This window comes from Variovorax paradoxus, assembly GCF_009755665.1.
In the GTDB taxonomy this organism is placed as follows: Bacteria; Pseudomonadota; Gammaproteobacteria; order Burkholderiales; family Burkholderiaceae_C; genus Variovorax; species Variovorax paradoxus_G.
Genome location: NZ_CP046622.1, coordinates 3,099,677 through 3,123,262 on the forward strand (window position 1 = coordinate 3,099,677; position 23,586 = coordinate 3,123,262).

The following is a 23,586-nucleotide window of genomic DNA, read 5'->3' on the forward strand; positions in this document are numbered from 1 at the left end:
GGCATTTCGATAGACTCCGAAGGCATAATGAATTCCGCAATAAGACGGAATTTGATATGAATCTGCACCAGTTCAAATTTGTTCAGGAAGCCGTGCGGCGCAACCTGAACCTTACGGAGGCGGCCAAGGCGCTCCACACCTCGCAGCCCGGAGTGTCGAAAGCCATCATCGAGCTAGAAGAAGAACTCGGCGTCGAAATCTTCGCCCGCCACGGCAAGCGCCTCAAACGGGTCACCGAGCCGGGCCAGCACGTCATCGCCAGCATCGAGCTGATCATGCGAGAAGTTGGCAACCTCAAGCGCATCGGCGAGCAATTCAGCGCGCAAGACAGCGGCACCCTCTCCATTGCCACCACCCACACCCAGGCGCGCTACGTGCTGCCGGTACCGGTGGCCAGGCTGCGCGAGGCTTACCCCAAGGTGAACGTGAGCCTGCACCAGGGCTCGCCCGACCAGGTGGCGCGCATGGTGATCGACGAAATTGCCGAGGTGGGCATTGCGACCGAATCGCTCGCGGACTACACCGAGCTCGTGACCCTGCCCTGCTACGAATGGCAGCACGTGCTGGTGCTCCCCAAAGACCACCCGCTGGCCGCCAAGGAGCGCGTCTCGCTCGAAGACCTGGCACACGAGCCCATCATTACCTACCACCCGTCGTTCACTGGCCGCACGCGCATCGACCACGCGTTTGCGCAGAAAAAGCTCACGCCGCGCATCGCGCTCGAAGCCATCGACTCCGACGTGATCAAGACCTATGTGCGCCTTGGCCTGGGCGTGGGCATCGTGGCCGAGATGGCGGTGCGCGACGAGTCGAACGCCGATCTCGTGGTGCGCCCCATGGGCCATGTGTTCGGCCAGAACATTGCCCGCGTGGCGTTCAAGCGCAGCGCCTACCTTCGCAACTTCGTCTTCAAGTTTGCCGAGCTGCTGTCCGACCGGCTCGACCGCAACCTGATTGCCAAGGCCCTGAGCGGCCATCAGCAAGACTACGATCTTTGATATTTCAGCAGACCCAGCTTCCGACCACGACCATGAGCACCGTTCTTTCCGCCCCCCGCACGCCGGAGATCACCACTAAGCTGCCCGCCGTCGGCACCACCATCTTCACCGTGATGTCCGCGCTGGCAACCGAGAAGAACGCTGTCAACCTCGGCCAGGGCTTCCCCGACTTCAACTGCGACCCGAAGCTGCTTGAAGACGTGACGGCCGCCATGGCCGCAGGCCACAACCAATATCCGCCTATGCCCGGCATTCCGGCGCTGCGCGAAGCCATTGCCGGCAAGATTGCCGCGCTCTACGGCCACAGCTACAACGCTGCCACCGAGATCACGGTAACCGCGGGCGCCACGCAGGCGATCATCACGGCCATTCTTGCAGTGGTGCGCACGGGCGACGAGGTGATTGTTCTGGAGCCCTGCTATGACAGCTACGTGCCCAACATCGAACTCGCAGGCGGCAGTGTGGTGCGCGTTCCGCTCACGCCGGGCACCTTCCGGCCCGACTTCGACAAGATTGCCGCGGCGCTCTCGCCGCGCACGCGCGCCATCATCGTCAACACGCCGCACAACCCGAGCGCCACCATCTGGACCGCGGCCGAAATGCGCAAGCTCGAAGAGCTGCTGGCCCCGACCGACGTGTTCGTGATTGCCGACGAGGTTTACGAGCACATGATCTACGACGGCGCACAGCACGAAAGCGTGGCCCGCTTCCCGGGCCTTGCGGCACGCAGCTTCATCGTGAGCAGCTTCGGCAAGACCTATCACGTCACCGGCTGGAAGGTCGGCTTCGTGGCGGCACCGGCGCCGCTCATGGCGGAATTCCGCAAAGTGCACCAGTTCAACGTTTTCACGGTGAACACACCCATGCAGCATGCGCTCGCGCAGTACATGGCCGACCCGAAGCCCTACCTCGAGCTTCCGGCCTTCTACCAGCACAAGCGCGACCTTTTTGCCGCAGGGCTCGCTGAGAAGACCCGCTTCAAGCTGCTGCGCAGCGAGGGAAGCTATTTCCAGTGCGTCGATATCTCGGCAGTCAGCGACCTGTCCGAAGCCGACTTCTGCCTCTGGCTCACCAGCGAGATCGGCGTGGCGGCCATTCCGCTGTCGGCGTTCTACGGCAACGGCTTCGACCAGCGCGTGGTCCGCTTCTGCTTCGCCAAGAAGGATGAGACGCTGATTTCCGCTCTCGACCGTCTTGCGCGGCTCTGAACAGACTGGCGCGGCTCCCAGGCCGACGCTGACGGTAGGACAGTCCTGACCGCCGAAGGAGCGGCTTTCCGGCGTGTCTTGCGCCCCTGGACAACGAGGATCGGTGCTCGTAACAACAACGTCCAGGAGAAAAGCATGTCCCTCTCGTTCATTCTGCTGATCATTCTGATCTTGCTGCTGATCGGCGCGCTGCCGAGCTGGGGTTACAGCCGAAGCTGGGGCTACGGGCCGAGCGGTGGCCTGGGCCTTGTCCTGGTGATCGTGATCATCCTGGTGCTCATGGGACGCATATAGCGCTTCCGCGTATTTCTCGCACCTAAAAGAAGCCCGCGCAAGCGGGCTTCTTTTTTGCCGCCCTGCCCCTCAGGCCTGCAGCTGGGCCCAGGCCTTGTCCAGCCGCTTGATGCTCACCGGCTGCGGTGTGCGCAGCTCCTGTGCAAAAAAGCTCACGCGAAGCTCTTCGAGCAGCCAGCGAAACTCGAGCATGCGATCGTCCACCGCGCCCTTGCGCTCCGCCACCAGCCGCCAGTAGCGCTGCTCCTGCGGGCGAAGCTCGGCCAGCTTGGCAGCGTCGCGCGCCGGGTCCGCGCGCAGCTTGTCGAGCCTCAGCACGATCGCCTTGAGGTACCGCGCGAAATGCTGCAGCTGCGTCCACGGTGCATCGGCGATGAAGCGCTTGCCCACAAGGCGTTGCAGCTGCTGCGCGGCGTCTTGCACGGCCTCGGGCTGGATCTTTGTGTCCTTGATCTTGCGCGCGGCAGCCGCGTATTCGACCAGGATGGTCGATGCCAGCCGCGCCACCTCGTTCGCAATCAGCGTGAGGCGGCCCCGGCCCTCTTCGAGCCGCCGCTTGAAGGCAAATTCATCGGTGGGCAGTGGCTCCTGAAGAAACGCGCGATCGATCGCCACGTCGATGATCTGCGTGCGCAACTCCTCCGATGTGCCGAGCGGCATGTAGGCCACCGCCATCTTCTGCAGATCGGGGATGTTCTTCTCGAGGTACTTGAGCGCGTCTTTCAGTTGCAGCGCAAACAGCCTGCGCAGGCCGGCGCGGTGCTTTGCGGCGGCCACGGCGGGTTCGTCGAACACTTCGATGGTGACGGCATCGCCCTCGTCGCGCAGCGCCGGAAATCCAATAAGCGACTGCGATCCGCGGCGCACTTCCATCAGTTCGGGCAGCTCACCGAAACTCCAGCTCGTGTAGCGCTGGCCGGCGGGCAAGCTCGGCGCGGCCGGTGCCGGCGCGGCGGCATTGCCCTTGGCCTGCGCGCGCCCATCGCTGCCGTCCGCCGGCTTTCGCTCCGCAGACGCCTTGACGTTGAGGCCCGCCAGCGCCTGGAAGGCGCCGCGAGCCTGCGCACCCAGTTCGGCCTTGAGTGCGCCCAGGTTGCGGCCCATGCCAAGCTGGCGCCCGTGCTCGTCCACGATGCGCAGGTTCATGAACAGGTGCGGCGGCAGCATGTCGAGCTTGAAGTCGGCGCGCTTCACGTCGATGCTCGTGGCATCGCGCACGCGCTTGAGCAGCACGTCGGTCAACGAGCCGTGGCCGAACACCTCGGGCGCCGAGAGTTCTTCCGCCAGCTTGGCCGCCGAATCGGGCAGCGGCACGAGGCGCGAGCGCGGGCGTTGCGGCAGGCTCTTGAGCAGCGCCTGGATCTTGTCCTTGAGCATGCCGGTAACCAGCCATTCGCAGCGCTCTTCGCTCACCTGGTTGAGCACGAAGAGCGGCACGCTCACCGTGAGGCCGTCCTTCGCGTCGCCCGGCCCGTGCAGGTAGCTCGCGGCACAGTCGACGCCGCCGAGCCGCAGCGTGGGCGGAAACGCCTGCGTGGTGATGCCCGCGGCCTGGTGGCGCATCAGCTCCTCGCGCGTCAGGTACAGCAGGCGCGGCTGCTCCTTCGAGGCATGGCGGTACCAGTTCTCGAAGGTGATGCCGCTCGCCACGTCGGCGGGCAGCTGCGCGTCGTAGAAGGCGAAGATCAGCTCTTCATCGACCAGCACGTCTTGCCGGCGCGCCTTGTGCTCCAGCCCCTCGACCTCGCGCACCAGCTTGCGGTTGGCGGTGAGGAACGGGAACTTGCTTTCCCACTGCCCGCCGACCAGCGCCTCGCGAATGAAGATCTCGCGCGCCGCCACCGGATCGACCTTGGTGAAATCGACGCGGCGCCCGCTGTAGACGACCAGCCCATAAAGCGTTGCGCGCTCCAGCGCGGAAACCTGCGCGCCCTTCTTCTCCCAGTGCGGATCGAGAAGCTGCTTCTTCAGCAGATGGCCGGCCACCTGTTCGAGCCACTGCGGCTCGATGTTGGCAATGCCTCGACCGAAGAGCCGCGTGGTCTCGACCAGTTCGGCCGCAACAATCCAGCGGCCGGGCTTTTTCTTCAGGTGCGCACCCGGATGCCGATAGAACTTGATGCCGCGCGCACCCAGGTACGCCTCGTCGTCTTCGAGCTTCCAGCCCACGTTGCCGAGCAGGCCCGCGATCATCGACAGGTGCAGCGGTTCGTAGCCCGCGGGCTCCGCGTTGATGCGCCACTTGTGTTCGGTCACGACCGTAAGCAGCTGCGAATGGATGTCGCGCCATTCGCGCACGCGGCGGATGTTGATGAAGTTCTGGCGCAGCAGCTGCTCGTACTGGCGGTTGCTCAGCTTGTGCGTATCGCCATGCCCGCCGCGCGCATCGCCGATCCATTTCCACAGCCGCAGGTAGCCGCTGAACTCGCTCTTCTCGTCGTCGAATTTGGAGTGCGCCTGGTCGGCCTGCTGCTGCGCATCCATCGGGCGGTCGCGCACGTCCTGCACGCTGAGGGCGGATGCGATGACGAGCACCTCTTCGAGCGCGCCACGCGTTCGCGCCTCCAGGATCATCCGTCCGACGCGCGGGTCGAGCGGTAGCTTGGCCAGCTCGGCACCGGTGGCGGTGAGTTCGTTGGCATCGTCGACCGCGCCCAGCTCGTTCAGCAGCTGGTAGCCGTCGGCAATCGCCCGCGGCGAAGGTGCTTCGAGAAACGGAAAGCGCGCCACATCGCCCAGGCGCAGCGACTTCATGCGCAAGATGACGCCGGCCAGCGATGAACGCAGGATCTCGGGGTCGGTAAAACGCGGCCGGCCTTCGAAGTCCTTTTCGTCGTAAAGCCGAATGCAGATGCCGTTCGCTACGCGCCCGCAGCGGCCCGCGCGCTGGTTGGCCGCGGCCTGGCTGATCGGCTCGACCAGCAATTGCTCGACCTTGCTGCGGAAGCTGTAGCGCTTGACGCGCGCCGTGCCGGTGTCGATCACATAGCGGATGCCCGGCACGGTGAGCGAGGTTTCGGCCACGTTGGTGGCCAGCACGATGCGCCGGCCCGTGTGGCCGTCGAAGATGCGGTCCTGCTCGGGGCCCGAGAGACGCGCGAACAGCGGCAGCACCTCGGCATTGCGCAACAGCGGCTGGTGGCTCAGGTGGCGACGCAAATGGTCCGCAGCCTCGCGGATCTCGCGCTCGCCAGGCAGAAAAACGAGGATGTCGCCCGCGTTGTGCGGATCGCGCCAGAGCTCATCGACGGCATCTGCAATCGCGTCGTTCAGGTCATGTTCGCGCGACTCCTCAAAGGGTCGATAACGCTGCTCGACTGGGAAAGTACGGCCCGACACGTAGATGATCGGCGCTGGCCCCTTGCCCGATGCGAAGTGCTGCGCAAAGCGGTCGGCATCGATGGTGGCCGAGGTCACGATCACCTTCAGGTCGGGCCGGCGCGGAAGAATCTCGCGCAGGTAGCCGAGCAGGAAGTCGATGTTGAGCGAGCGCTCGTGCGCCTCGTCGATGATCAGCGTGTCGTAGGCCTTCAGCAGCGGATCGGTCTGCGTCTCCGCCAGCAGGATGCCGTCGGTCATGAGCTTGACCGAGGCGTCGCGGCTCAGCCGGTCCTGAAAGCGCACCTTGAAGCCGACCACGTCGCCCAGTGGCGTTTTCAGCTCTTCGGCAATGCGCTTGGCCACCGAGCTCGCGGCGATGCGGCGCGGCTGCGTGTGGCCGATGAGCCGCCCCTTGCCCGGCGGTGCGTTGAGCTTGCCGCGGCCGAGCGCCAGCGCGATCTTCGGCAGTTGCGTGGTCTTGCCCGAGCCCGTTTCGCCGCAGACGATCACCACCTGGTGCGCCTCGATGGCGGCCATGATTTCATCGCGCCGGCCGGAGACCGGGAGCGACTCGGGAAAGTCGATGCGCAAGGGAGCGGAAGGTGTCGTGGTCGTCAAGGGAAAAGCTATTCGCGATGCGCGGCGGGCAAACCGTCGATTATCGGCGCGCACCGCCACTGTTGCACGCCTCCGACAATGCGCGGCCATTGCGCAACACGTCGAGTAAATAGTCTTTACTCAACTACACCCTACCGCTACGATTGCGCCCCATGACCTCCTTCCTCGTACCCCCCACTTTGCGCAGCCGCCGCGCAAGCCATGCCTCGGTGCATGGCGGGGTCGAGCTGCCGCGTCCGGCCTGAAGAAGAAGCCCGCGCGTCCGTTGCACCGGACGCCCTGCTCGCTTCCACGGCCGAAGCGCAGCAACCGACCCTTTCACAGCGTCTGCATTGCCGCCTCCTCGCCCGCGAGGGAGCGCCGGCTTCTTCATTTTCGTTTTATTCAAGAATTTCCATGTCCAACGACATTCATCCAGACCTGCATGCGGTGCTCTCCGAGCGGACGCGCCATCTGCAGGCAGTTGCCCAGGCGCTCAAGACCGAGCTCTTCGGCATCGACGACAGCATCGACCGCGTGATCGATTCACTGCGGGCGTGGTACGTGTTTCCGCAACTCATCAGCCGCCCGGTCATCGTGTGCCTTTGGGGCCTCACGGGCACCGGCAAGACGCAGCTCGTGCGCAGGCTCGCGCAGCATCTGGGCTTTTACGACCGATTCATCGAAGTGCAGATGGACGGCTTCAGCCACGGTTCGGGCTACAGCAGCCGGGGTTCGATTTCGGCCATGCTGGCCGAATCGGGCATCGACGAAGGCACGCCGGGCATCCTGGTGCTCGACGAGTTCCAGCGCTTTCGCACGCTCCAGAGCAACGGCCACGACGCCAAGGTCGAACGCTACCAGGACGTGTGGGCACTGCTGTCCGATGGCCGGCTGCCGCCGGCGCTGTCGATGCTCGGCGAAATCGAGGCGTCGCTCGCCCAGGCCGAATATGAACAAGACCGCGACGGCCCGCCCGACAAAAAGAAGGCGAAGAAGCGCAAGCTTCACCTCGCGCCCTGGGAAGCGCAAGAGATCAAGCGCTGCCTCAAGCTGCCTGAAACGCTGCTGCAGATCATGGCCTGGAAGCCTTCCGAGGTGCATGCGCGGCTGCGCGCGTTCCGCGACACGCAGCAAAGCTGGGAGACCGACTACAGCAAGCTGCTGGTGTTCGTCTCGGGCAACCTCGACGAGATGTATGCCGAAACCGCGCGCCGCGTGGAAGACTGCGACACCGATGCCGACATCTTCCACGCGCTGACCAGGAAGCTCTCTCTCATCGATGTGAAGAAGGCGCTGTCCGAACGCTTCAAGCCCGAGCAGGTGGCGCGGCTGGGCAACAACCACGTCATCTATCCGTCGTTCAGCCGGGCCACCTATGTGCAGCTGATTCTGTCGATCTGCGACCGATATGTGGAAGAGATCCGTGAAAGCTCGGGCGTGCGCTTCATGCTCGAGTCGAGCGTGTACGAGCAGATCTACGCCAATGCCGTTTTCCCGGCACAGGGCACGCGCCCGCTGTTCTCGTCCATCCACGCAATCCTGAGCGCGACGCTGGTCAACGCCGCGCTCTGGGCGCTGGAGCAAGGCGCGGACGGTTCGGAGCCGGTGTGGCTGTCGCTGGAAACGGCCGGGGACAAGGCCTTTATCGTGGCGCGGTACCGGAAAGGCAAGCGCGAGGCGCGCCGCAGCTTTGCGGTCACGCTCGAGCTCAACCGGCTCAAGCAGCGCTCGAACGAGGACTTTCGGGCCCTGCTGGCCGTGCACGAGGCGGGCCACGGCGTGGCCTACGGCCTGCTGTTCGGCCGCGCGCCGCAGGAGATCAAGATCAACGTCGCATCTTTCGAGGGCGGCTACAACAGCTACGAAGACCGCAAGGCATGGTCGCGGCAGAACCTGCGCGACCGTATCTGCGTCGGTCTGGCGGGCCGGGCCGCGGAGCGACTGGTGTTCGGCGAACAGGCCTGCACCTCGGGTGCGTCGCAAGACATCCGCCAGGCCACCGCTTTCGCCGCGCAGTACGTGCGCCACTACGCCTTCGGCACGCGGCTGAGCCGCACCGACGTGGCCAACGACGCCGAGGACAACCTCAACACCGACCTGAAGGCCACGAACCCGGAGATCGAGGCGCTGCTGGCGCAGGAGCATGCACGCGCACTGGCGCTGCTCGAGGCGCACACGCCGGCCTTCATGGCCGTGGTCGATGCGCTGATGCGCGAAGGCTCCGTGGCGCCCTCGCAGCTGGCTGAAATGCTCGACCTGCCCGCCGACTCGGGCGAATCGACCGACGCCTATGCCGCGCTGCTGGCCACCTTCAGGGCGCGCAAGCTGCCCGGCTCGGAACCTGCCGCAGCGCCGGGCGGCCCCGTGGCGGGGGCCAGTGCCGCCCGGCTGCTGCGCGCGTTGGCCTGAGCTGCGCGAACCTTCGTTCAAGAATGCACAATCACGCCCCATGTCCACCGTTTTCAACTTCACCTTCGTGCCCTGGTTCCGCTCGGTCGCGCCCTACATCCACACGCACCGCGGTAAGACTTTCGTGGTCGCCCTGGCGGGTGAGGCGATTGCGGCGGGCAAGCTGCAAAACATTGCGCAAGACCTGGCGCTGATCCAGAGCATGGGCGTCAAGATCGTGCTGGTGCACGGCTTTCGCCCGCAGGTCAACGAGCAGCTCGCCGCCAAGGGGCACGAGGCGCGCTATTCGCACGGCATCCGCATTACCGACGAGGTGGCGCTCGATTCCGCCCAGGAAGCCGCCGGCCAGCTGCGCTACGAGATCGAAGCCGCCTTCAGCCAGGGCCTGCCGAACACGCCCATGGCCGGCTCTACAGTGCGCGTGATCTCGGGCAACTTCATTACCGCCCGGCCCATCGGCGTGGTCGACGGCGTGGACTTCAAGCATTCGGGCCTGGTGCGCAAGGTCGATGCGGTCGGCATCCGCCGCACGCTCGATTTCGGCGCCATGGTGCTGATGTCGCCTTTCGGCTTCTCGCCCACGGGCGAGGCCTTCAACCTGACGATGGAAGAGGTTGCCACCAGCGTGGCCATTTCGATCCAGGCGGACAAGCTGATCTTCCTGACCGAAATCCCGGGCATCCGCATCGACAGCGAACTGCCCGAAAGCGAAGACAACCCCATCGACACCGAGCTGCCGCTCGCCGCGGCCGAGAAGCTGCTGGCGTCGCTGCCGCCGCCGCAAAAACCCACCGACACCGCGTTTTACCTGCAGCACTGCGTCAAGGCCTGCAAGGCCGGCGTGGAGCGCAACCACATCCTGCCCTTTGCGCTCGACGGTTCGCTGCTGCTCGAGGTGTATGTGCACGACGGCGTCGGCACCATGGTCATCGACGAGAAGCTCGAAAGCCTGCGCGAAGCCACGGTGGATGACATCGGCGGCATCCTGCAGCTGATCGAACCCTTCGAGCGCGACGGCACCCTGGTTAAGCGCGACCGCACCGAAATCGAGCGCGACGTGGGCCACTACACCGTCATCGAACACGACGGCGTGATCTTCGGCTGCGCGGCGCTCTACCCCTATCCCGAGGCACGCACGGCCGAGATGGCGGCGCTGACTGTATCGCCCCAGTCGCAATCGCAAGGCGATGGCGAGCGCATCCTCAAGCGCATCGAGCACCGCGCCAAGGCCATGGGCCTGGAAAGCATCTTCGTGCTCACCACGCGCACCATGCACTGGTTTCTGAAGCGCGGCTTCCAGCAGGTCAACCCCGATTGGCTGCCCGAAGCCCGAAAGCGCAAGTACAACTGGGATCGCAAGAGCCAGGTGCTGGTCAAAAAAATCTGAACCCATAAAGGAAGCCCGCCGCCATGACGCTTGCCACCGCCCTGCTGTTCTCCATCGTGGCGCTGGCCGCCATTGCCACCCCCGGCCCGACCGTGCTGCTGGCGTTGAGCAATGGCTCCAGGCGCGGCGTGCGCGGCGCGCTGCCGGGCATCCTGGGCGCCGTGCTGTCCGACTTCGTCCTGGTCGGCGCCGTGGCGCTCGGCCTGGGCGCGCTGCTCGCAGCCTCGGAGTTCTGGTTCTCCATGCTCAAGTGGGTGGGCGCCGTGTATCTTGCATGGCTGGGCATTCGCATGCTGCGCTCCAAAGGTGGCAGCTTCGATGCGCCTCGCGCCAATGCGGCCGAACCTTCGCAAGGCATCCCCAAAGAAGGCCGCAAGGTCTTCCTCAAGTCGTTCCTGGTGGCGGTCACCAACCCGAAGGGCTACCTGTTCTGCTCGGCGCTGATGCCGCAGTTCATTGACCCGTCGGCCGCACAGGGCATGCAGTACGCCATCATCTCGGTGCTGTTCGCTTCGCTAGACGCAGCCGTCATGCTGGTCTACGCATTCGTCGGCGCACGGGCCATGCGACTGCTCACGGCCGCGGCCGCCCGCTGGATCGACCGCACCTGCGGCGCGATGCTGCTGGCGCTGGCCGGCTCGCTGGCGTTCTACCGGCGCAGCGGCACCTGAGCAGGCGGCGACCATCCTCAAGACAGAACCGGGGCAGCCTGCGTCTGGACAGGCTGATTCGCCTGCTGCAAGCGCTGGTTCTGTTGCTGATTTTTCGCATCGGCGAAGGCTTGCGAACTCTGCGCCAAGGGCGTGTTCAGCGCCACCATCGTGTTCACATCGACCACCTTGGAATGCGCCGAGCCAAGCTTACCTTGCACCGCAATGAGCTTGCTGCCGTCCTCATTCAGCGCCACCTGGTCGATCTGTCTGAAGCCGGATTGACAAGCTCCTGCAGCCAAGGCGCCAGCGGCATTGCAGGTGCGGTGATCAGAGGGAATGCCGCGCTCAGCATTGATTTTCTCTAAGCCGACAAGCGACTGCTTGTAGAACCCGTTGCCAGGATGCCCTGGCTGGTTCAAGAGCGGGGCTGCTTCTGTCTGGCTGAGGAGCCACGGACGGGTGAACTTGCCAGCGGCACGGGAGGCGTCATCGCGGATCTTTTGGCCGCTCTCCTGCAGTGCTTGCCCTGCCCGCTGGGTACCCGTGATCAACGATTCGCGCGTTGCATCGTAGGCTCGCTCGGCCGCGTGGCTGGCCGCCTGTGCGCCTGAAGCGACGACCTTGCCGGTCGCTTTCGCTGCGTGGACGACCGCGGTGCTTGTGGCGTCGTAGGCCCGTCCCGTGGCATCGCTGACAGTTTGTGCGCCGTATCCGACCGCCTGTGCACCCGACAACATGGCTTGCGCTGCCTTCTCTGCCGCCACCGTGCTGGCTGCATCCGCCGCCTGCACACCAAGTCGCAGGCCGCTCTCGGTCGGGATCGGCGGCAGGCTATGGTCCGCCACCGTGCGCAAGTCGATCCGCCCCTTCATCACGTCATAGCGGTATTGCGCGATGGGGCCGGCATGAGCACGCGCGCGCGCCTCGTTGGCCGTGTTCATAACCGACTCGCCCAGTGCTTCGTTGCCTGGCAGGAAATTCTTGATCGAGTGAGCTGAAACGTCCGCCGCTAACAGCGGATTGCCCGGCAACTGCGAGCCCCCGATATAGCGGCCATGACGGAGACTCTCGATGTCCTGCTGCGCGGCATAAATCCTCACCTGTCCCAAGTGCGGCCCGCCGGCGCCGACCACATCGGTGGCACGCACATGGTTGACGATATTCGGATGCTGGGCGTGCACGTCGACGCCATAGCGTTTCAAGTGGGTCAAGTCCTTTGGGCCGTAGGCGTTGAAGGTTTCGGCATACACGCTGTACTTGGCCGCCGTGATCTCGGCCAGAGTGCCACCCAGAGAGTGGCCGGTGATGGAGACAGCAATGGACTTGGCAAAGTTGGGCTGCGTTTCCCGCGCTCTTGCCATGGCCCTTTCCGTAAATGCCACGGCACCGTCGAGCTGGCTGTTGCGTCCATTGAAGACCATGCCTGCGTCGGCCTTGACGTCCTTGGCGTCCGGTTCAGTGCCCCGGTGGGCAATGACTACTTCGCCGGTGTCCATGCGCTGGTAGGCCGTGCCCTGATAACCCGTTTTGGGGTCATTGGCAACGTCGAGAATCTTGTAATCGATGCCTCCGATGAGGACCGTCTTGTTGGAATTTTTCTCTTGGGAGCGATCGTTGTACGAATCGTTGGACAGGCGTGCGTATTCGTTGGCGTCGATGCTCATTGGAAGTCCTCCTTGGCACTCAGGGTGGTGGAGAAGAAGTTTTCAGGTTGTTGGGCAATCCATTCGGAATGCGCCACTCCACCAACATGCAAACCGGGTGTCGTGCGCAACTCGTCCGGAACAGGGGCTTGGGACGCTTCGATTTTTTCCCCGTAGATCTTCTTGGCGAAGAATTCAGTCTTTGACTGCTGTGTCGCGATCTGGTCGCCCGAAATAAACGGATTGAAGGTCACGTCGCCTGCCTTCATCACGCCCGAGAAGCCGACCATCTTCCAGCGACACACTCCCAATCCGTAATAGTCGCCGTCCTGCACCCAATCCAGATAGACCGTACCCTTGTAAGTTTGACTGTCGCCGACGCGCCTTAGCTCGATGTCGGGGTCACTGGACAGACGCTGGTGGTGTCCGCTGATGGCATCTGCTGGCACGCACTCCTGTTCGTTCTGCACCTCGTACTGCATGAACCCCGTAACCGATTCAAATGGCCCCGGAGCATCATGAATGATTAGCGTCAATTCATAACGCATCTTGGGTTGCGGATTGAGCTTGATATCGGGTTGTTTCATGGACTGTCCGCAAGCGGGGAGCGTGAGGGTGAAAAGAATAAGGAGCGTAGTGGCAACGAGGCGTTTCATGGCCGTTTACCGAATTCGCGCTGGCAGGCTGCAGGCGGAGTAGTAAACGTGGCAGTTGGTACGTCCAGCACTGCGACATGTCTTCATGCCCATCTCAACGGCTTCGTCCGCTGTGGGGGCATTCGGTACGTTGTACCCACCGTCGCCGACAACAACCACCGCGCACTGGTTGTCATATGCAATGTCAATCTTGCAATTCACTCCACCCTTCGATTGGCAATCCTGCATGGCCACTCGTGACGCTTCTCGCTTGCTTTGCTTGTCGGTGGCTACGCCCAAGGCGCCTTGAGGCCCGTCCGTCGCAATTGCTCCCCACCGGCGCTCCCACCGCTCTGCCGGCGGCTTCGGCGCCTGTTGAGCACCCGGAAGAGGTGCGCAACCCATTGTTCCCTGCCCGCCAATAGGGTAGTAGCCCAAAGGACAGCTCCCTCCTTCTGGGTGCACCACGCCAGTTCCCAAGAGTGCCAAGCCAATCACCAGCAAACTACGCAAGAGATGTGTTGACATGGTTAGCTTCTCTTCACTGCGTCGATCGGAGGGGGAGGAGGAACGCCTGCAGTACGGGCGCCGCCGAGTGGACCACGGCCTATTTCATCAGGAGGAGCAGTTTTCGTGGTCTGGGCCGTTTGCTGCTGATAGGTCCCCGGCGCCTGCCCTTGCGGCCCCGGCTGGCTGGCGCTCGCCGCTCCATTCACTTGTGTGAACGCATAGAAGCTCCCCAACGTCCCCCCGAAGAAACTCGCAGCCATCGCCGGCGCAGTGACCAGCAGCACCGTCATCAAGAGGCCAATACCCCCTTGCTGCATCGCCTGATTGGTCAGCCCAGCACCGCCTTGCTGGTCGAGCAAAGCCATGATCGCATTGCCGGCCCATAGCGCCGCGGCCACCCGCAGTGTCAGATCCAATACGAGCGAAACCATGAAACTGAGCACCGCCAACGAGAACAAGGTTCCTAGTCCGTAGTTCAGCCAGCGCCAGAACATCGACTCGGTGACCTTGAAGATCAGGCAGATGATAAAAATCGGCCCCAGTCCGATGAAGAGCGCTAGCGCCACCTTGTAGGTCAGCAGCAAAGCCGCCGCCGTAATCGGTGGGCCGGCCACGCCCAGCATGGCGATCAGGGAGGCGCGGCCCGCAGCCGCCACGTTGTCGGCGCTAATGCTGGCGTTGAGCCCCTGTGCTCCCTCGATGGCGCCCATCGCCACCGCCGTATAGGCCAGGTTCTTGTCGATCACCTTCGCCGGCGAGTCATCGCTCCCCGTGACCAGGCCATTGATGCCCGAGGCCAGGGTGTTGGTGAAGAATGTCTGGATGCTGGAGCCCCCCAAAGCCATCGTGGAGGCGGCGATCAGGATGAGGGTCGTGCGGCTCGCATTGACCACCAAGCCCATCATCGGCTCGCGCGATTGGCCCGTCAGGATGCGAAAGCCCTGCACCATGATCCAGGCTGTGAACAGCACCAAAGCAACGGCGGCAACCGCGGACATGGCGCTGTGCATGAAGTGGTTGCTGAAGTCATCGATCTTCTTGGTGACCCAAGCGTAGATCAACACAAAAAGGCCAAGCTCATGTCCATGGTCATAGTTCTTATTCCCTGTAAATCGGCTGCAACCGCGCTGTGTCGCGAAATGTGTGTTCGGGTCAGGCAGGACGTCGGATCTCGAGCACGACGGTGTCCGCGATTTCATCGTGCAGACACCGGCGCGATGCGCCGAAGATGAAGACAGGGTCGACGAGGCAATTGATCAGCAAAGACCACACAGGAACAAGCGACGCCATCAGGCTAAGGCCGTAGCGTGCAAGTATCCGAATGCCCGACACATGCGAACCATCGGGTCGGGCGATGCGCATGTTGAGCAACCACTTGCCAATGGTCTGATTCCGGGTGAAAAGCAGATATCCCTGCATGCCCCAGAAGATGACGAAGCCCAGATACGCGTGATCAAAATGGGGTTGCCAAGGGCTGGCTCCAGAGTCCAGATCCCAGTTACCCCACAACGTGGACTTTGTCAGTAGCCCAAACGTGGAGAACACCAACGCTTGGTCGATCACTACGCCAGCAAAACGCCTGCCGCGACTGGCGGGCCGGCTCACTTGCCAGTTGTCAATGCGAGCTTCTTGTCGCGCGTAGCGCGATCTCGGGGGCTTGTTGCCCATGTTCTTCCTTCCCTGAGGCCCCATGGCCATACCTGATCATATGAACAGGTGAATGGGACTGGCGATCACGAGCACGCATCAAATCGATAGAAGCCGGACTTTCTTCATAATCGGGCCATGAATCCCCTGCTTTCCAAGCTCCAGCCCTACCCCTTCGAGCGGCTGAGGCTCCTTTTCGAGGGCGTCAAGCCCAATGCCGATTACGCGCCCGTCAGCCTGGGCATCGGCGAGCCCAAGCACGCCACGCCCGAATTCATCAAGGACGCGCTGGCTGCCAGCATGTCGACCCTGGCGGCTTACCCCGCAACCGCCGGCAACCTGAAGCTTCGCACCGCCTTTACCGACTGGCTGCAGCGCCGCTACGGCCTGCAACTCGACCCGGCCGCGCAGGTGCTGCCGGTCAACGGCTCGCGCGAGGCGCTGTTCTCGCTGGCGCAAACGGTGATCGATGCCAGCACATCCCGCGCGCCGGTGGTGGTTTCGCCCAATCCGTTCTATCAAATCTACGAAGGCGCGGCGCTTCTCGCCGGCGCCGAGCCGTATTACGTTCCGAGCGTGGCGTCGCGCAATTTCGCGGTCGATTGGGACAGCGTTCCCGAGGCGATCTGGGAGCGCACCCAGTTGGTGTTCGTCTGCTCGCCCGGCAACCCGACCGGCGCCGTGATGCCGTTGGACGAATGGAAGAAGCTTTTCGCGCTGTCCGACCGCTTCGGTTTCGTGATTGCGGCGGACGAGTGCTACAGCGAAATCTACTTTCGAGACGAGCCCCCGCTCAGCGGCCTTGAAGCCGCCGCCAAGCTCGGCCGCAGCGACTTCAAGAACCTGATTGCGCTCACCTCGCTGTCCAAGCGCAGCAACGTGCCGGGCCTGCGCAGCGGCTTTGTGGCGGGCGATGCGGCCATCATCAAGAGCTTTCTGCTCTATCGCACCTACCACGGCAGCGCGATGAGCGGCACCGTGGCCGCCGCCAGCATCGCGGCCTGGAGCGATGAAGCCCACGTGGTCGAAAACCGCGCCAAGTACCGCGCCAAGTTTGCCGCCGTCACGCCCCTGCTCGAACCGGTGCTCGATGTGCGCTTGCCCGACGCCAGCTTCTACCTGTGGGCGGGGGTGCCCGAAGTGTGGGCTGGCGACGACGAATCCTTCGCCCGCGCGCTCTACGCTCAATACAATGTTACGGTTTTGCCGGGGAGCTATCTGGCACGCGACACGGCGCACAGCCCCAACCCCGGCCGCGGCCGCATCCGCATGGCTCTGGTGGCCGAAACCGCCGAATGCGTGGAAGCCGCCGAACGCATCGTCCGCTTCGTCCAGTCCGGTGCGCAAGGCCAGCGCTGAACCGCTGCTTTCCCGGCTTCCATTTTTTATCCGAGACCCTCTCATGACCCAGCAACTGCAACAAATCATCGACGCCGCGTGGGAAGACCGCGCCAATGTCTCGCCCACCGCCGCCACCGCCGAAGTGCGCGACGCCGTCGAGCACGTGATCTCCGAACTCAACAACGGCAAGCTGCGCGTTGCCACGCGTGAAGGCGTGGGCAAGTGGACGGTGCACCAGTGGATCAAGAAAGCCGTGCTGCTGTCGTTCCGCCTGAAGGACAACGAGCAGATGCAGGCCGGCTCGCTCGGCTTTTATGACAAGGTGCCGACCAAGTTCTCGCACCTGTCGGCCGGCGAGCTGAAGGAATCGGGCGTTCGCATCGTGCCGCCGGCCGTCGCACGCCGCGGCAGCTACATCGCCAAGGGCGCGATCCTGATGCCCTCCTACGTGAACATTGGCGCCTACGTGGGCGAAGGCACCATGGTCGACACCTGGGCCACCGTGGGCTCGTGCGCGCAGATCGGTGTCAACGTGCACCTGTCGGGCGGCGTGGGCATCGGCGGCGTGCTCGAGCCGCTGCAGGCCGGCCCGACCATCATCGAAGACAACTGCTTCATCGGCGCCCGCTCCGAAGTGGTCGAAGGCGTTGTCATCGAAGAAAACTCGGTGCTCGGCATGGGTGTGTACATCGGCCAGAGCACGCCCATCTTCAACCGCGACACCGGAGAAACCTTCTTCGGCCGCGTGCCGTCCGGCAGCGTGGTCATCAGCGGCAACCTGCCCAAGAAGACCAAGTCGGGCCAGGACTACAGCACCTACGCGGCCATCATCGTCAAGACGGTCGATGCGCAAACGCGCTCCAAGACCAGCCTGAACGACCTGCTGCGCGACTGATCGACAGGCTCCCGCCTTTGTCCCGTTAGAAAACAACAGCACCCGAGGAGAGAGACCGATGAACATGATGGAGCGAATTCTTCGTTTGATGGCCGAGCGCAAGGCCTCCGACATCTATCTCTCGGCCCACTCCCCGGTGCTGATTCGCATGAACGGCACCTGCGTGCCGATCAATGCGCAGGTGCTGCCCGCCACCGCGCCGCTCGCGCTCCTGGCCGAAGTAGTGCCCGAAGCCCGCATCCAGGAGCTGGAAAGAACCGGCGAGCTCAACATGGCGGTGATGCTCGAAGGTGCCGGCAACTACCGCATCAGCGCCATGCGCCAGCGCGGCAGCTATGCGGTGGTGGTGCGGCACATTGCCTCGACCATTCCCAGCTTTGCCGACCTGAACCTGCCCGACATTCTCAAGACGCTGATCATGGAGAAGCGCGGGCTGATCCTGATGGTGGGTGCCACCGGCGCGGGCAAGACCACCACGCTGGCCTCCATGCTCGACTACCGCAACGAGCACGCCACGGGCCACATCCTCACGGTGGAAGAACCCATCGAGTTCACCTACACCAACAAGAAGTCGCTGGTGAACCAGCGCGACGTGGGCAGCGACACCGAGTCGCTGCAGGTTGCGCTCAAGAACGCGCTGCGCCAAGCGCCCGACGTGATCCAGATCGGCGAAATCCGAGACCGCGAAACCATGACGGCGGCCATTGCCTATGCGCAGTCGGGCCACCTGTGCGTGGCCACGCTGCATGCCAACAACAGCTACCGTGCGCTCAACCGCATCCTGAGCTTCTTCCCGGTCGAGGTGCGGCCCACGCTGCTGGGCGACCTGGGTTCGGCCCTGCGCGCCATCGTGTCGCAGCGCCTGCTGCGCACGCCCACCGGTGGCCGCGTGCCCGCGCTCGAAGTCATGCTCAACACGGCCCTGGTGGCCGAGCTGATCGAAAAAGGCGACTTCTCCGCGGTCAAGGAGGCCATGGAGCAGTCGATGGCCGAAGGCTCGCAAACCTTCGAAGAAGACATTGCCCGCCTCATCACCGAAGAGCGCGTGACGCGCGAAGAAGGCCTGGCCCAGTCCGACTCGCCCACCAACCTGATGTGGCGCCTGCAAAACCGCGCCGCACCCAAGCCCAAGACCGAAGACCGCCACCTGACGGATCAGGTCGACGAACCCACCTTTACAGACATCACGCTGGACGTGAAGTTCTGACCGACCCAGCCCCCTGGCTTTTTTCCGATGTCCCGCACGCTCCAGCTCGCCGAACAACTCATCTCGCGCCCCTCCGTCACTCCCGAGGATGCGGGCTGCCAACAGATCATCGGCGAGCGGCTGGCGCCGCTGGGCTTCACGCTTGAAACCATCGAGAGCGGCCCGGCCGACTTTCGCGTGACCAACCTGTGGGCGGTGCGCCGGCCCGCCGGGGCTGCGGCAACAAAGACGCTGGTGTTCGCCGGCCACACCGACGTGGTGCCCACCGGCCCGCTCGAGCAATGGACCAGCCACCCCTTTACGCCCACGCACCGCGGCGGCAAGCTCTACGGCCGCGGCGCCTGCGACATGAAGACCTCGGTTGCCGCCTTCGTGGTATCGATCGAAGAGTTCCTCAAGGCCACGCCCGACCCCAAGCTCACGCTCGCGCTGCTGCTCACCAGCGATGAAGAAGGCCCCGGCGTCGACGGTACCGTCGTCGTGTGCAACGCCCTGGCCGCGCGCGGCGAAACCATCGACTACTGCATCGTCGGCGAGCCCACCGCCGTCCAGCGCTGCGGCGACATGATCAAGAACGGCCGCCGCGGCACCATGAGCGGCAAGCTCACCGTGAACGGCGTGCAGGGGCACATCGCGTATCCGCACCTGGCAAAAAACCCGGTTCACGCCTTTGCGCCTGCGCTGGCCGAACTGGTGGCCATCAACGCGGCCGCGGGCTGGGACGCGGGCAATGCGTACTTCCAGCCCACCAGCTGGCAGATCAGCAATTTCCACTCGGGCACCGGCGCGAGCAACGTGATTCCGGGCAGCGCGGTCATCGATTTCAACTTCCGCTTTTCGACCGAGTCGACACCCGAATCGCTGCAGAAGCGCGTGCATGCGGTGCTCGATGCCCATGGCATCGACTACACGCTTGCGTGGACCGTGGGCGGCCTGCCGTTTCTCACCACGCCCGGCGAACTGGTGGCGTCGGTGCAAGCGGCTATTGCCGATGAAACCGGCATCCAGACGGAGCTGTCGACCAGCGGCGGCACCAGCGATGCCCGCTTCATCGCCAATATCTGCAAGCAGGTGGTCGAGCTTGGTCCGGTCAACGCCAGCATCCACAAGATCGATGAGCACATCGATGTGGCCGAAATCGAGACGCTGAAGAACATCTACAAGCGCACGCTGGAGCGGCTCGAAGCGTCGCTGGCTCAATGAGCACCGTCATCGAACTGATCGAGGCCGGCGCAAGGCGGCTCGAAGAAGCCGGCGTCGCCTTCGGCCACGGCACCGCCAACGCCTTTGACGAAGCCGCCTGGCTTGTGCTGTGGCGCCTGAAGCTGCCGCTGGATGACCTGGACGGGGTGGCCGACACGCCCGTGTCCCCGGCCGATGCCGGCAAGGTGCAGGCGCTCATCGAAGAGCGCATTGCCACGCGCAAGCCCGCCGCCTATCTCACGAAGGAAGCGTGGCTGCAGGGCGTGCCCTTCTACGTGGACGAGCGCGCCATCGTGCCGCGCAGCTTCATCGCCGAACTGATTGCAGACGGCAGCATCGACTACTGGCTGGGCGAGCACACGCAGCGCGTGCTCGACCTGTGCACCGGCAACGGCAGCCTGGCCGTGCTCGCGGCGCTGACCTATCCGGATGTGACGGTGGATGCCGCCGACCTGTCGGTGGAGGCGCTCGAAGTGGCCGCCATCAACGTGACCCGGCACCAGCTCGACACCCGCGTGACCCTGATCGAATCAGACGGCTTGAAGAATGTGGCCGGCCCCTACGACCTGGTGCTGTGCAACCCGCCCTACGTGAACAGCGCCAGCATGGCCGCCCTGCCCGCCGAATACCGCGCCGAGCCCGAGCTTGCGCTGGCCGGCGGCATCGACGGCATGGACTTTGTGCGCCAGCTGTTCACCGACGCGCCTTCTCGCATGAGCGAGCAGGCGGTGCTGGTGCTTGAGATCGGCAACGAGCGCGACTACTTCGAGGCGGCGTTTCCGCAGCTCGAAGTGGTGTGGCTCGAAACCTCGGCCGGCGAGGACCAGGTCTTGCTGGTCACCCGCTCTGCCCTGCTGGCCGGTGCCGGCGCGCGTTAGCTGCGCCTGGCCGAGCCCCCACCGCTTTCCGCAGCCTGCGCTGCGGCCCCTTTACCGGGCGCTGTCCGCCCCTATGCCCCTTTGCGCCAGGCCGCCCGGGGCTGGGCGGGATAATCGCCCTTACGGTTCCTATTTCATGATTACTCTCAAAAACGTCATTCTTCGCCGCAGCGCCAAGGTCCTGCTCGACGGCGCCACCGTCACCCTCAACCCCGGTGAAAAGGTCGGCCTGGTGGGTCGCAACGGCGCGGGCAAGTCGACGCTGTTTGCATTGCTCAACGGCACGCTGCACGAAGACGGCGGCGACTTTTCGGTGCCCAGGCACTGGCGCATGGCCCAGGTGGCGCAGAACATGCCCGAAACCGACGAATCGGCGACCGAATTCGTGGTGGGCGGCGACACCCGCCTGACCGAGCTGCGCGAGAAGCTGGCCGCCATCGAGGCCGCCTACGAGGCCAACCCCGACGACGGCGACATCGGCATGGAACTGGCCCACGCCTACACCGACCTGGCCGATGCCGGCGAGCACGACGCGGTGCCGCGCGCGCAGGCCCTGATTCTTGGCCTCGGCTTCAAGTCGCACGAACTCGACGAGCCGGTGAACAGCTTTTCGGGCGGCTGGCGCATGCGCCTGCAGCTGGCCCGCGCGCTCATGTGCCCAAGCGACCTGCTGCTGCTCGACGAACCCACCAACCACCTGGACCTGGACGCGCTCGTCTGGCTCGAAGCCTGGCTGCAGAAGTACGCCGGCACCATGATCGTCATCAGCCACGACCGCGAGTTTCTCGATGCCGTGACCGACGTGACCCTGCACATTGCCAACGCCCAGCTCACGCGCTACGGCGGCAACTACAGCAAGTTCGAGGACATGCGCGCGCTGCAGATGGAGCAGCAGCAAGTCGCCTTCAGCAAGCAGCAGGACAAGATCGCCCACCTGCAGAAGTTCATCGACCGCTTCAAGGCCAAGGCCAGCAAGGCCAAACAGGCGCAAAGCCGCGTCAAGGCACTGGAGCGCATGGAAAGGGTTGCGCCGCTCCTGGCCGAGGCCGACTTCACCTTCGAGTTCAAGGAGCCCGGCAACATTCCGAACCCGATGCTCTCCATCAGCAACGCGAGCTTCGGCTATGAGATCGAAGGCGAAGAGCCCAAGACCATTCTGCGCGGCGTCAGCCGATCGGTGCTGGCGGGCCAGCGCATCGGCATTCTGGGTGCCAACGGCCAGGGCAAGTCGACCCTGGTGAAGACCATTGCGCGCGAGATGGGCGCGCTGGCCGGCCAGGTCACGGAGGGCAAGGGCCTCAACATCGGCTACTTCGCGCAGCAGGAACTCGACGTGCTGCGCCCGCAGGACACGCCGCTGGAGCACATGGTGCGCATGGCGCGCGAGCTCGGCAGCAGCGTGAAGGAAGCCACCGGCGAGCAGGCCCTGCGCGGCTTTCTGGGCAGCTTCAACTTCAGCGGCGACATGGTGAAGCAGCCCGTGGGCACCATGAGCGGCGGCGAAAAAGCGCGCCTGGTGCTCGCGATGATGGTGTGGCAGCGCCCCAACCTGCTGCTGCTGGACGAGCCCACCAACCACCTGGACCTTGCCACCCGCGAGGCGCTGGCCGTGGCCCTGAACGAGTTCGAAGGCACGCTGATGCTCGTGAGCCACGACCGTGCGCTGCTGCGCTCGGTGTGCGACGAATTCTGGCTCGTGGGCCGCGGCGTGGTCACCGATTTCGACGGCGACCTCGACGACTACCAACGCTACCTGCTGGACGAAGCCAAGCGGCTGCGCGAAGAGGCCAAGGTGGCCGTGCGCGAGGCGGCAAGTGCCGCTGCCCCTGCTGCGGCCCCGCCCGCAGCGCCGTCGTCCATCGAGAGCGAATCCGCGGCCGCCGGCAAGAACCCGCAGCAGCGCAAGCAGGACGCCCAGGGCCGCCAGCAACGCAGCGACCAGGCCAAGCCGATCAAGCGCGAAATCGCGCAGATCGATGAGCGCCTGGCCGCGGCGGGCACGGAACGCACCGCGCTGGAGGCGCGCCTGGCGCAGCCGCTGCCGTCAGCCGAAATTGCCGAAGCAGGCAAGCGGCTGAAAGCCCTCAACGAAGAAATCGGCCGCCTCGAAGAGCGCTGGCTGGCCCTTTCGGACCAGCTCGAGGCGCTGGCGGCCTGACCTGAACCTGCAAAGGAGACATGCGCCATGCCGTCCGCCATCGAACTGGCCCGGGGTGACGAAAAGCTCATTGCCGCGGTCCATCGCAGCCGCCGGCTGATCGGCCGCAAGGCCCTGATGGCCGCTGCCGCCAGCGCCATTCCGGTACCCGGCGTCGACTGGGCGGCCGACGCCGCCCTGCTCTCGCGGCTCGTGCCGCAAATCAGCGCCGAGTTCGGCCTTTCGGTCACGCAGGTCGAGAAGCTCGCGCCGCACCAGCGCGAGCGCATCCAGAAGGCGGCGACCACCGTCGGGGCCCTGCTGGTGGGCCGGCTGGTCACGCGCGACCTGCTGATCAAGCTTGCCCGGCATGCCGGCGTGAAGCTCACGGCCAAGCAGGCCGCCAAGTACGTGCCGATTGCCGGGCAGATCGTCTCCGCCGCGCTGGGCTACGCGGCCCTGCGCGCCTTGGGCGAGCAGCACATCAAGGACTGCGTGCGCGTCAGCTCGACCCTCGCCTTATCGCCTCCCGAACCGCATGCGCCCGCCTGAAGGCGCAGTCGTCGAACAGCGCAAGGCCGACATAACCCGCGGTGACCAGGCCCGAAACGGCGAGCCCA

The 23,586-nt window shown here is 64.6% G+C and carries 19 protein-coding genes; 13 read left to right on the forward strand and 6 right to left on the reverse strand.

What is annotated here, in order from left to right:
• Positions 1–56 precede the first annotated feature (56 nt).
• The 3 genes from GOQ09_RS14330 to GOQ09_RS14340 all read left to right on the forward strand — a co-directional run bounded on the left by GOQ09_RS14330 (position 57) and on the right by GOQ09_RS14340 (position 2,500).
• Positions 57–998, forward strand: coding sequence for a CysB family HTH-type transcriptional regulator (locus GOQ09_RS14330; protein ID WP_157614002.1), 942 nt, complete (start codon positions 57–59; stop codon positions 996–998).
• A gap of 32 nt (positions 999–1,030) precedes the next feature.
• Positions 1,031–2,206 carry a pyridoxal phosphate-dependent aminotransferase gene (locus GOQ09_RS14335; protein ID WP_157614003.1) on the forward strand — a complete coding sequence of 392 codons (1,176 nt, stop codon included), beginning with the start codon at positions 1,031–1,033 and terminating at the stop codon, positions 2,204–2,206.
• A 135-nt stretch (positions 2,207–2,341) separates the two neighbouring features.
• Positions 2,342–2,500: a DUF3309 family protein gene (locus tag GOQ09_RS14340; protein ID WP_157614004.1), complete on the forward strand. Its 159-nt coding sequence runs from the start codon at positions 2,342–2,344 to the stop codon at positions 2,498–2,500.
• Positions 2,501–2,569: 69 nt separating this feature from the next.
• Here GOQ09_RS14340 and hrpA read toward each other — a convergent pair whose 3' ends face one another.
• Positions 2,570–6,529 carry an ATP-dependent RNA helicase HrpA gene (gene hrpA, locus GOQ09_RS14345; RefSeq protein ID WP_431769275.1) on the reverse strand — a complete coding sequence of 1,320 codons (3,960 nt, stop codon included), beginning with the start codon at positions 6,527–6,529 and terminating at the stop codon, positions 2,570–2,572.
• A gap of 306 nt (positions 6,530–6,835) precedes the next feature.
• Here hrpA and GOQ09_RS14350 point away from each other — a divergent pair, with 306 nt between their 5' ends.
• Genes GOQ09_RS14350 through GOQ09_RS14360 form a run of 3 tightly spaced genes read left to right on the forward strand, consistent with a single transcriptional unit; the run spans position 6,836 to position 10,888 of the window.
• On the forward strand, positions 6,836–8,830 hold the full coding sequence (locus GOQ09_RS14350; protein ID WP_157614006.1) for an AAA family ATPase: 1,995 nt from the start codon (positions 6,836–6,838) through the stop codon (positions 8,828–8,830).
• Positions 8,831–8,870: 40 nt separating this feature from the next.
• Positions 8,871–10,217 (forward strand): amino-acid N-acetyltransferase, encoded by a 1,347-nt coding sequence (argA, locus tag GOQ09_RS14355; protein ID WP_157614007.1) that lies wholly within the window; start codon positions 8,871–8,873, stop codon positions 10,215–10,217.
• 23 nt (positions 10,218–10,240) lie between these two features.
• Positions 10,241–10,888, forward strand: coding sequence for a LysE family translocator (locus GOQ09_RS14360; RefSeq protein WP_157614008.1), 648 nt, complete (start codon positions 10,241–10,243; stop codon positions 10,886–10,888).
• Positions 10,889–10,905: 17 nt separating this feature from the next.
• Here the strand turns inward: GOQ09_RS14360 and GOQ09_RS14365 are convergent, their stop codons facing one another.
• From GOQ09_RS14365 to GOQ09_RS14385, 5 genes are all read right to left on the reverse strand, one after another.
• A complete protein-coding gene (locus GOQ09_RS14365) occupies positions 10,906–12,534 on the reverse strand; it encodes an XVIPCD domain-containing protein (RefSeq protein ID WP_157614009.1) in 1,629 nt (542 codons plus the stop codon).
• Positions 12,531–13,169: a hypothetical protein gene (locus GOQ09_RS14370; protein ID WP_157614010.1), complete on the reverse strand. Its 639-nt coding sequence runs from the start codon at positions 13,167–13,169 to the stop codon at positions 12,531–12,533. Before GOQ09_RS14370 ends, GOQ09_RS14365 begins: the two co-directional genes overlap by 4 nt.
• 6 nt (positions 13,170–13,175) lie before the next feature.
• Entirely contained in the window at positions 13,176–13,676 is a 501-nt protein-coding gene (locus GOQ09_RS26615) for a DUF4189 domain-containing protein (protein ID WP_157614011.1), read from the reverse strand.
• A 2-nt stretch (positions 13,677–13,678) separates the two neighbouring features.
• Positions 13,679–14,722, reverse strand: coding sequence for a type IV secretion system protein (locus GOQ09_RS14380; RefSeq protein WP_157614013.1), 1,044 nt, complete (start codon positions 14,720–14,722; stop codon positions 13,679–13,681).
• Positions 14,723–14,810: 88 nt separating this feature from the next.
• Positions 14,811–15,326: an RDD family protein gene (locus GOQ09_RS14385; RefSeq protein ID WP_157614015.1), complete on the reverse strand. Its 516-nt coding sequence runs from the start codon at positions 15,324–15,326 to the stop codon at positions 14,811–14,813.
• A gap of 117 nt (positions 15,327–15,443) precedes the next feature.
• Between GOQ09_RS14385 and dapC the strand changes: the two genes are divergently transcribed.
• The 7 genes from dapC to GOQ09_RS14420 all read left to right on the forward strand — a co-directional run bounded on the left by dapC (position 15,444) and on the right by GOQ09_RS14420 (position 23,518).
• On the forward strand, positions 15,444–16,664 hold the full coding sequence (dapC, locus tag GOQ09_RS14390) for a succinyldiaminopimelate transaminase (RefSeq protein WP_157614017.1): 1,221 nt from the start codon (positions 15,444–15,446) through the stop codon (positions 16,662–16,664).
• 43 nt (positions 16,665–16,707) lie between these two features.
• Positions 16,708–17,541: a 2,3,4,5-tetrahydropyridine-2,6-dicarboxylate N-succinyltransferase gene (gene dapD, locus GOQ09_RS14395; RefSeq protein WP_157614019.1), complete on the forward strand. Its 834-nt coding sequence runs from the start codon at positions 16,708–16,710 to the stop codon at positions 17,539–17,541.
• A gap of 58 nt (positions 17,542–17,599) precedes the next feature.
• Positions 17,600–18,748 carry a PilT/PilU family type 4a pilus ATPase gene (locus GOQ09_RS14400; RefSeq protein ID WP_157614021.1) on the forward strand — a complete coding sequence of 383 codons (1,149 nt, stop codon included), beginning with the start codon at positions 17,600–17,602 and terminating at the stop codon, positions 18,746–18,748.
• A 27-nt stretch (positions 18,749–18,775) separates the two neighbouring features.
• A complete protein-coding gene (gene dapE / locus GOQ09_RS14405; RefSeq protein WP_157614023.1) occupies positions 18,776–19,951 on the forward strand; it encodes a succinyl-diaminopimelate desuccinylase in 1,176 nt (391 codons plus the stop codon).
• Positions 19,948–20,829, forward strand: a complete 882-nt coding sequence (gene prmB, locus GOQ09_RS14410; RefSeq protein WP_157614025.1) for a 50S ribosomal protein L3 N(5)-glutamine methyltransferase — start codon at positions 19,948–19,950, stop codon at positions 20,827–20,829. The genes dapE and prmB overlap by 4 nt, the downstream gene beginning before the upstream one ends.
• A gap of 136 nt (positions 20,830–20,965) precedes the next feature.
• Positions 20,966–22,987, forward strand: a complete 2,022-nt coding sequence (locus tag GOQ09_RS14415; RefSeq protein ID WP_157614027.1) for an ABC-F family ATP-binding cassette domain-containing protein — start codon at positions 20,966–20,968, stop codon at positions 22,985–22,987.
• A 27-nt stretch (positions 22,988–23,014) separates the two neighbouring features.
• Entirely contained in the window at positions 23,015–23,518 is a 504-nt protein-coding gene (locus GOQ09_RS14420) for a hypothetical protein (protein WP_157614029.1), read from the forward strand.
• Positions 23,519–23,586: the final 68 nt, after the last annotated feature.

Bases quoted from the DNA above. Each gene is read 5' to 3' on its own strand.
- GOQ09_RS14330 (WP_157614002.1), top strand. From the start codon at position 57: ATGAATCTGCACCAGTTCAAATTTGTTCAGGAAGCCGTGCGGCGCAAC.
- GOQ09_RS14335 (WP_157614003.1), top strand. From the start codon at position 1,031: ATGAGCACCGTTCTTTCCGCCCCCCGCACGCCGGAGATCACCACTAAG.
- GOQ09_RS14340 (WP_157614004.1), top strand. From the start codon at position 2,342: ATGTCCCTCTCGTTCATTCTGCTGATCATTCTGATCTTGCTGCTGATC.
- hrpA (WP_431769275.1), bottom strand. From the start codon at position 6,529: ATGGCCGCGCATTGTCGGAGGCGTGCAACAGTGGCGGTGCGCGCCGAT.
- GOQ09_RS14350 (WP_157614006.1), top strand. From the start codon at position 6,836: ATGTCCAACGACATTCATCCAGACCTGCATGCGGTGCTCTCCGAGCGG.
- argA (WP_157614007.1), top strand. From the start codon at position 8,871: ATGTCCACCGTTTTCAACTTCACCTTCGTGCCCTGGTTCCGCTCGGTC.
- GOQ09_RS14360 (WP_157614008.1), top strand. From the start codon at position 10,241: ATGACGCTTGCCACCGCCCTGCTGTTCTCCATCGTGGCGCTGGCCGCC.
- GOQ09_RS14365 (WP_157614009.1), bottom strand. From the start codon at position 12,534: ATGAGCATCGACGCCAACGAATACGCACGCCTGTCCAACGATTCGTAC.
- GOQ09_RS14370 (WP_157614010.1), bottom strand. From the start codon at position 13,169: ATGAAACGCCTCGTTGCCACTACGCTCCTTATTCTTTTCACCCTCACG.
- GOQ09_RS26615 (WP_157614011.1), bottom strand. From the start codon at position 13,676: ATGTCAACACATCTCTTGCGTAGTTTGCTGGTGATTGGCTTGGCACTC.
- GOQ09_RS14385 (WP_157614015.1), bottom strand. From the start codon at position 15,326: ATGGGCAACAAGCCCCCGAGATCGCGCTACGCGCGACAAGAAGCTCGC.
- dapC (WP_157614017.1), top strand. From the start codon at position 15,444: ATGAATCCCCTGCTTTCCAAGCTCCAGCCCTACCCCTTCGAGCGGCTG.
- dapD (WP_157614019.1), top strand. From the start codon at position 16,708: ATGACCCAGCAACTGCAACAAATCATCGACGCCGCGTGGGAAGACCGC.
- GOQ09_RS14400 (WP_157614021.1), top strand. From the start codon at position 17,600: ATGAACATGATGGAGCGAATTCTTCGTTTGATGGCCGAGCGCAAGGCC.
- dapE (WP_157614023.1), top strand. From the start codon at position 18,776: ATGTCCCGCACGCTCCAGCTCGCCGAACAACTCATCTCGCGCCCCTCC.
- prmB (WP_157614025.1), top strand. From the start codon at position 19,948: ATGAGCACCGTCATCGAACTGATCGAGGCCGGCGCAAGGCGGCTCGAA.
- GOQ09_RS14415 (WP_157614027.1), top strand. From the start codon at position 20,966: ATGATTACTCTCAAAAACGTCATTCTTCGCCGCAGCGCCAAGGTCCTG.
- GOQ09_RS14420 (WP_157614029.1), top strand. From the start codon at position 23,015: ATGCCGTCCGCCATCGAACTGGCCCGGGGTGACGAAAAGCTCATTGCC.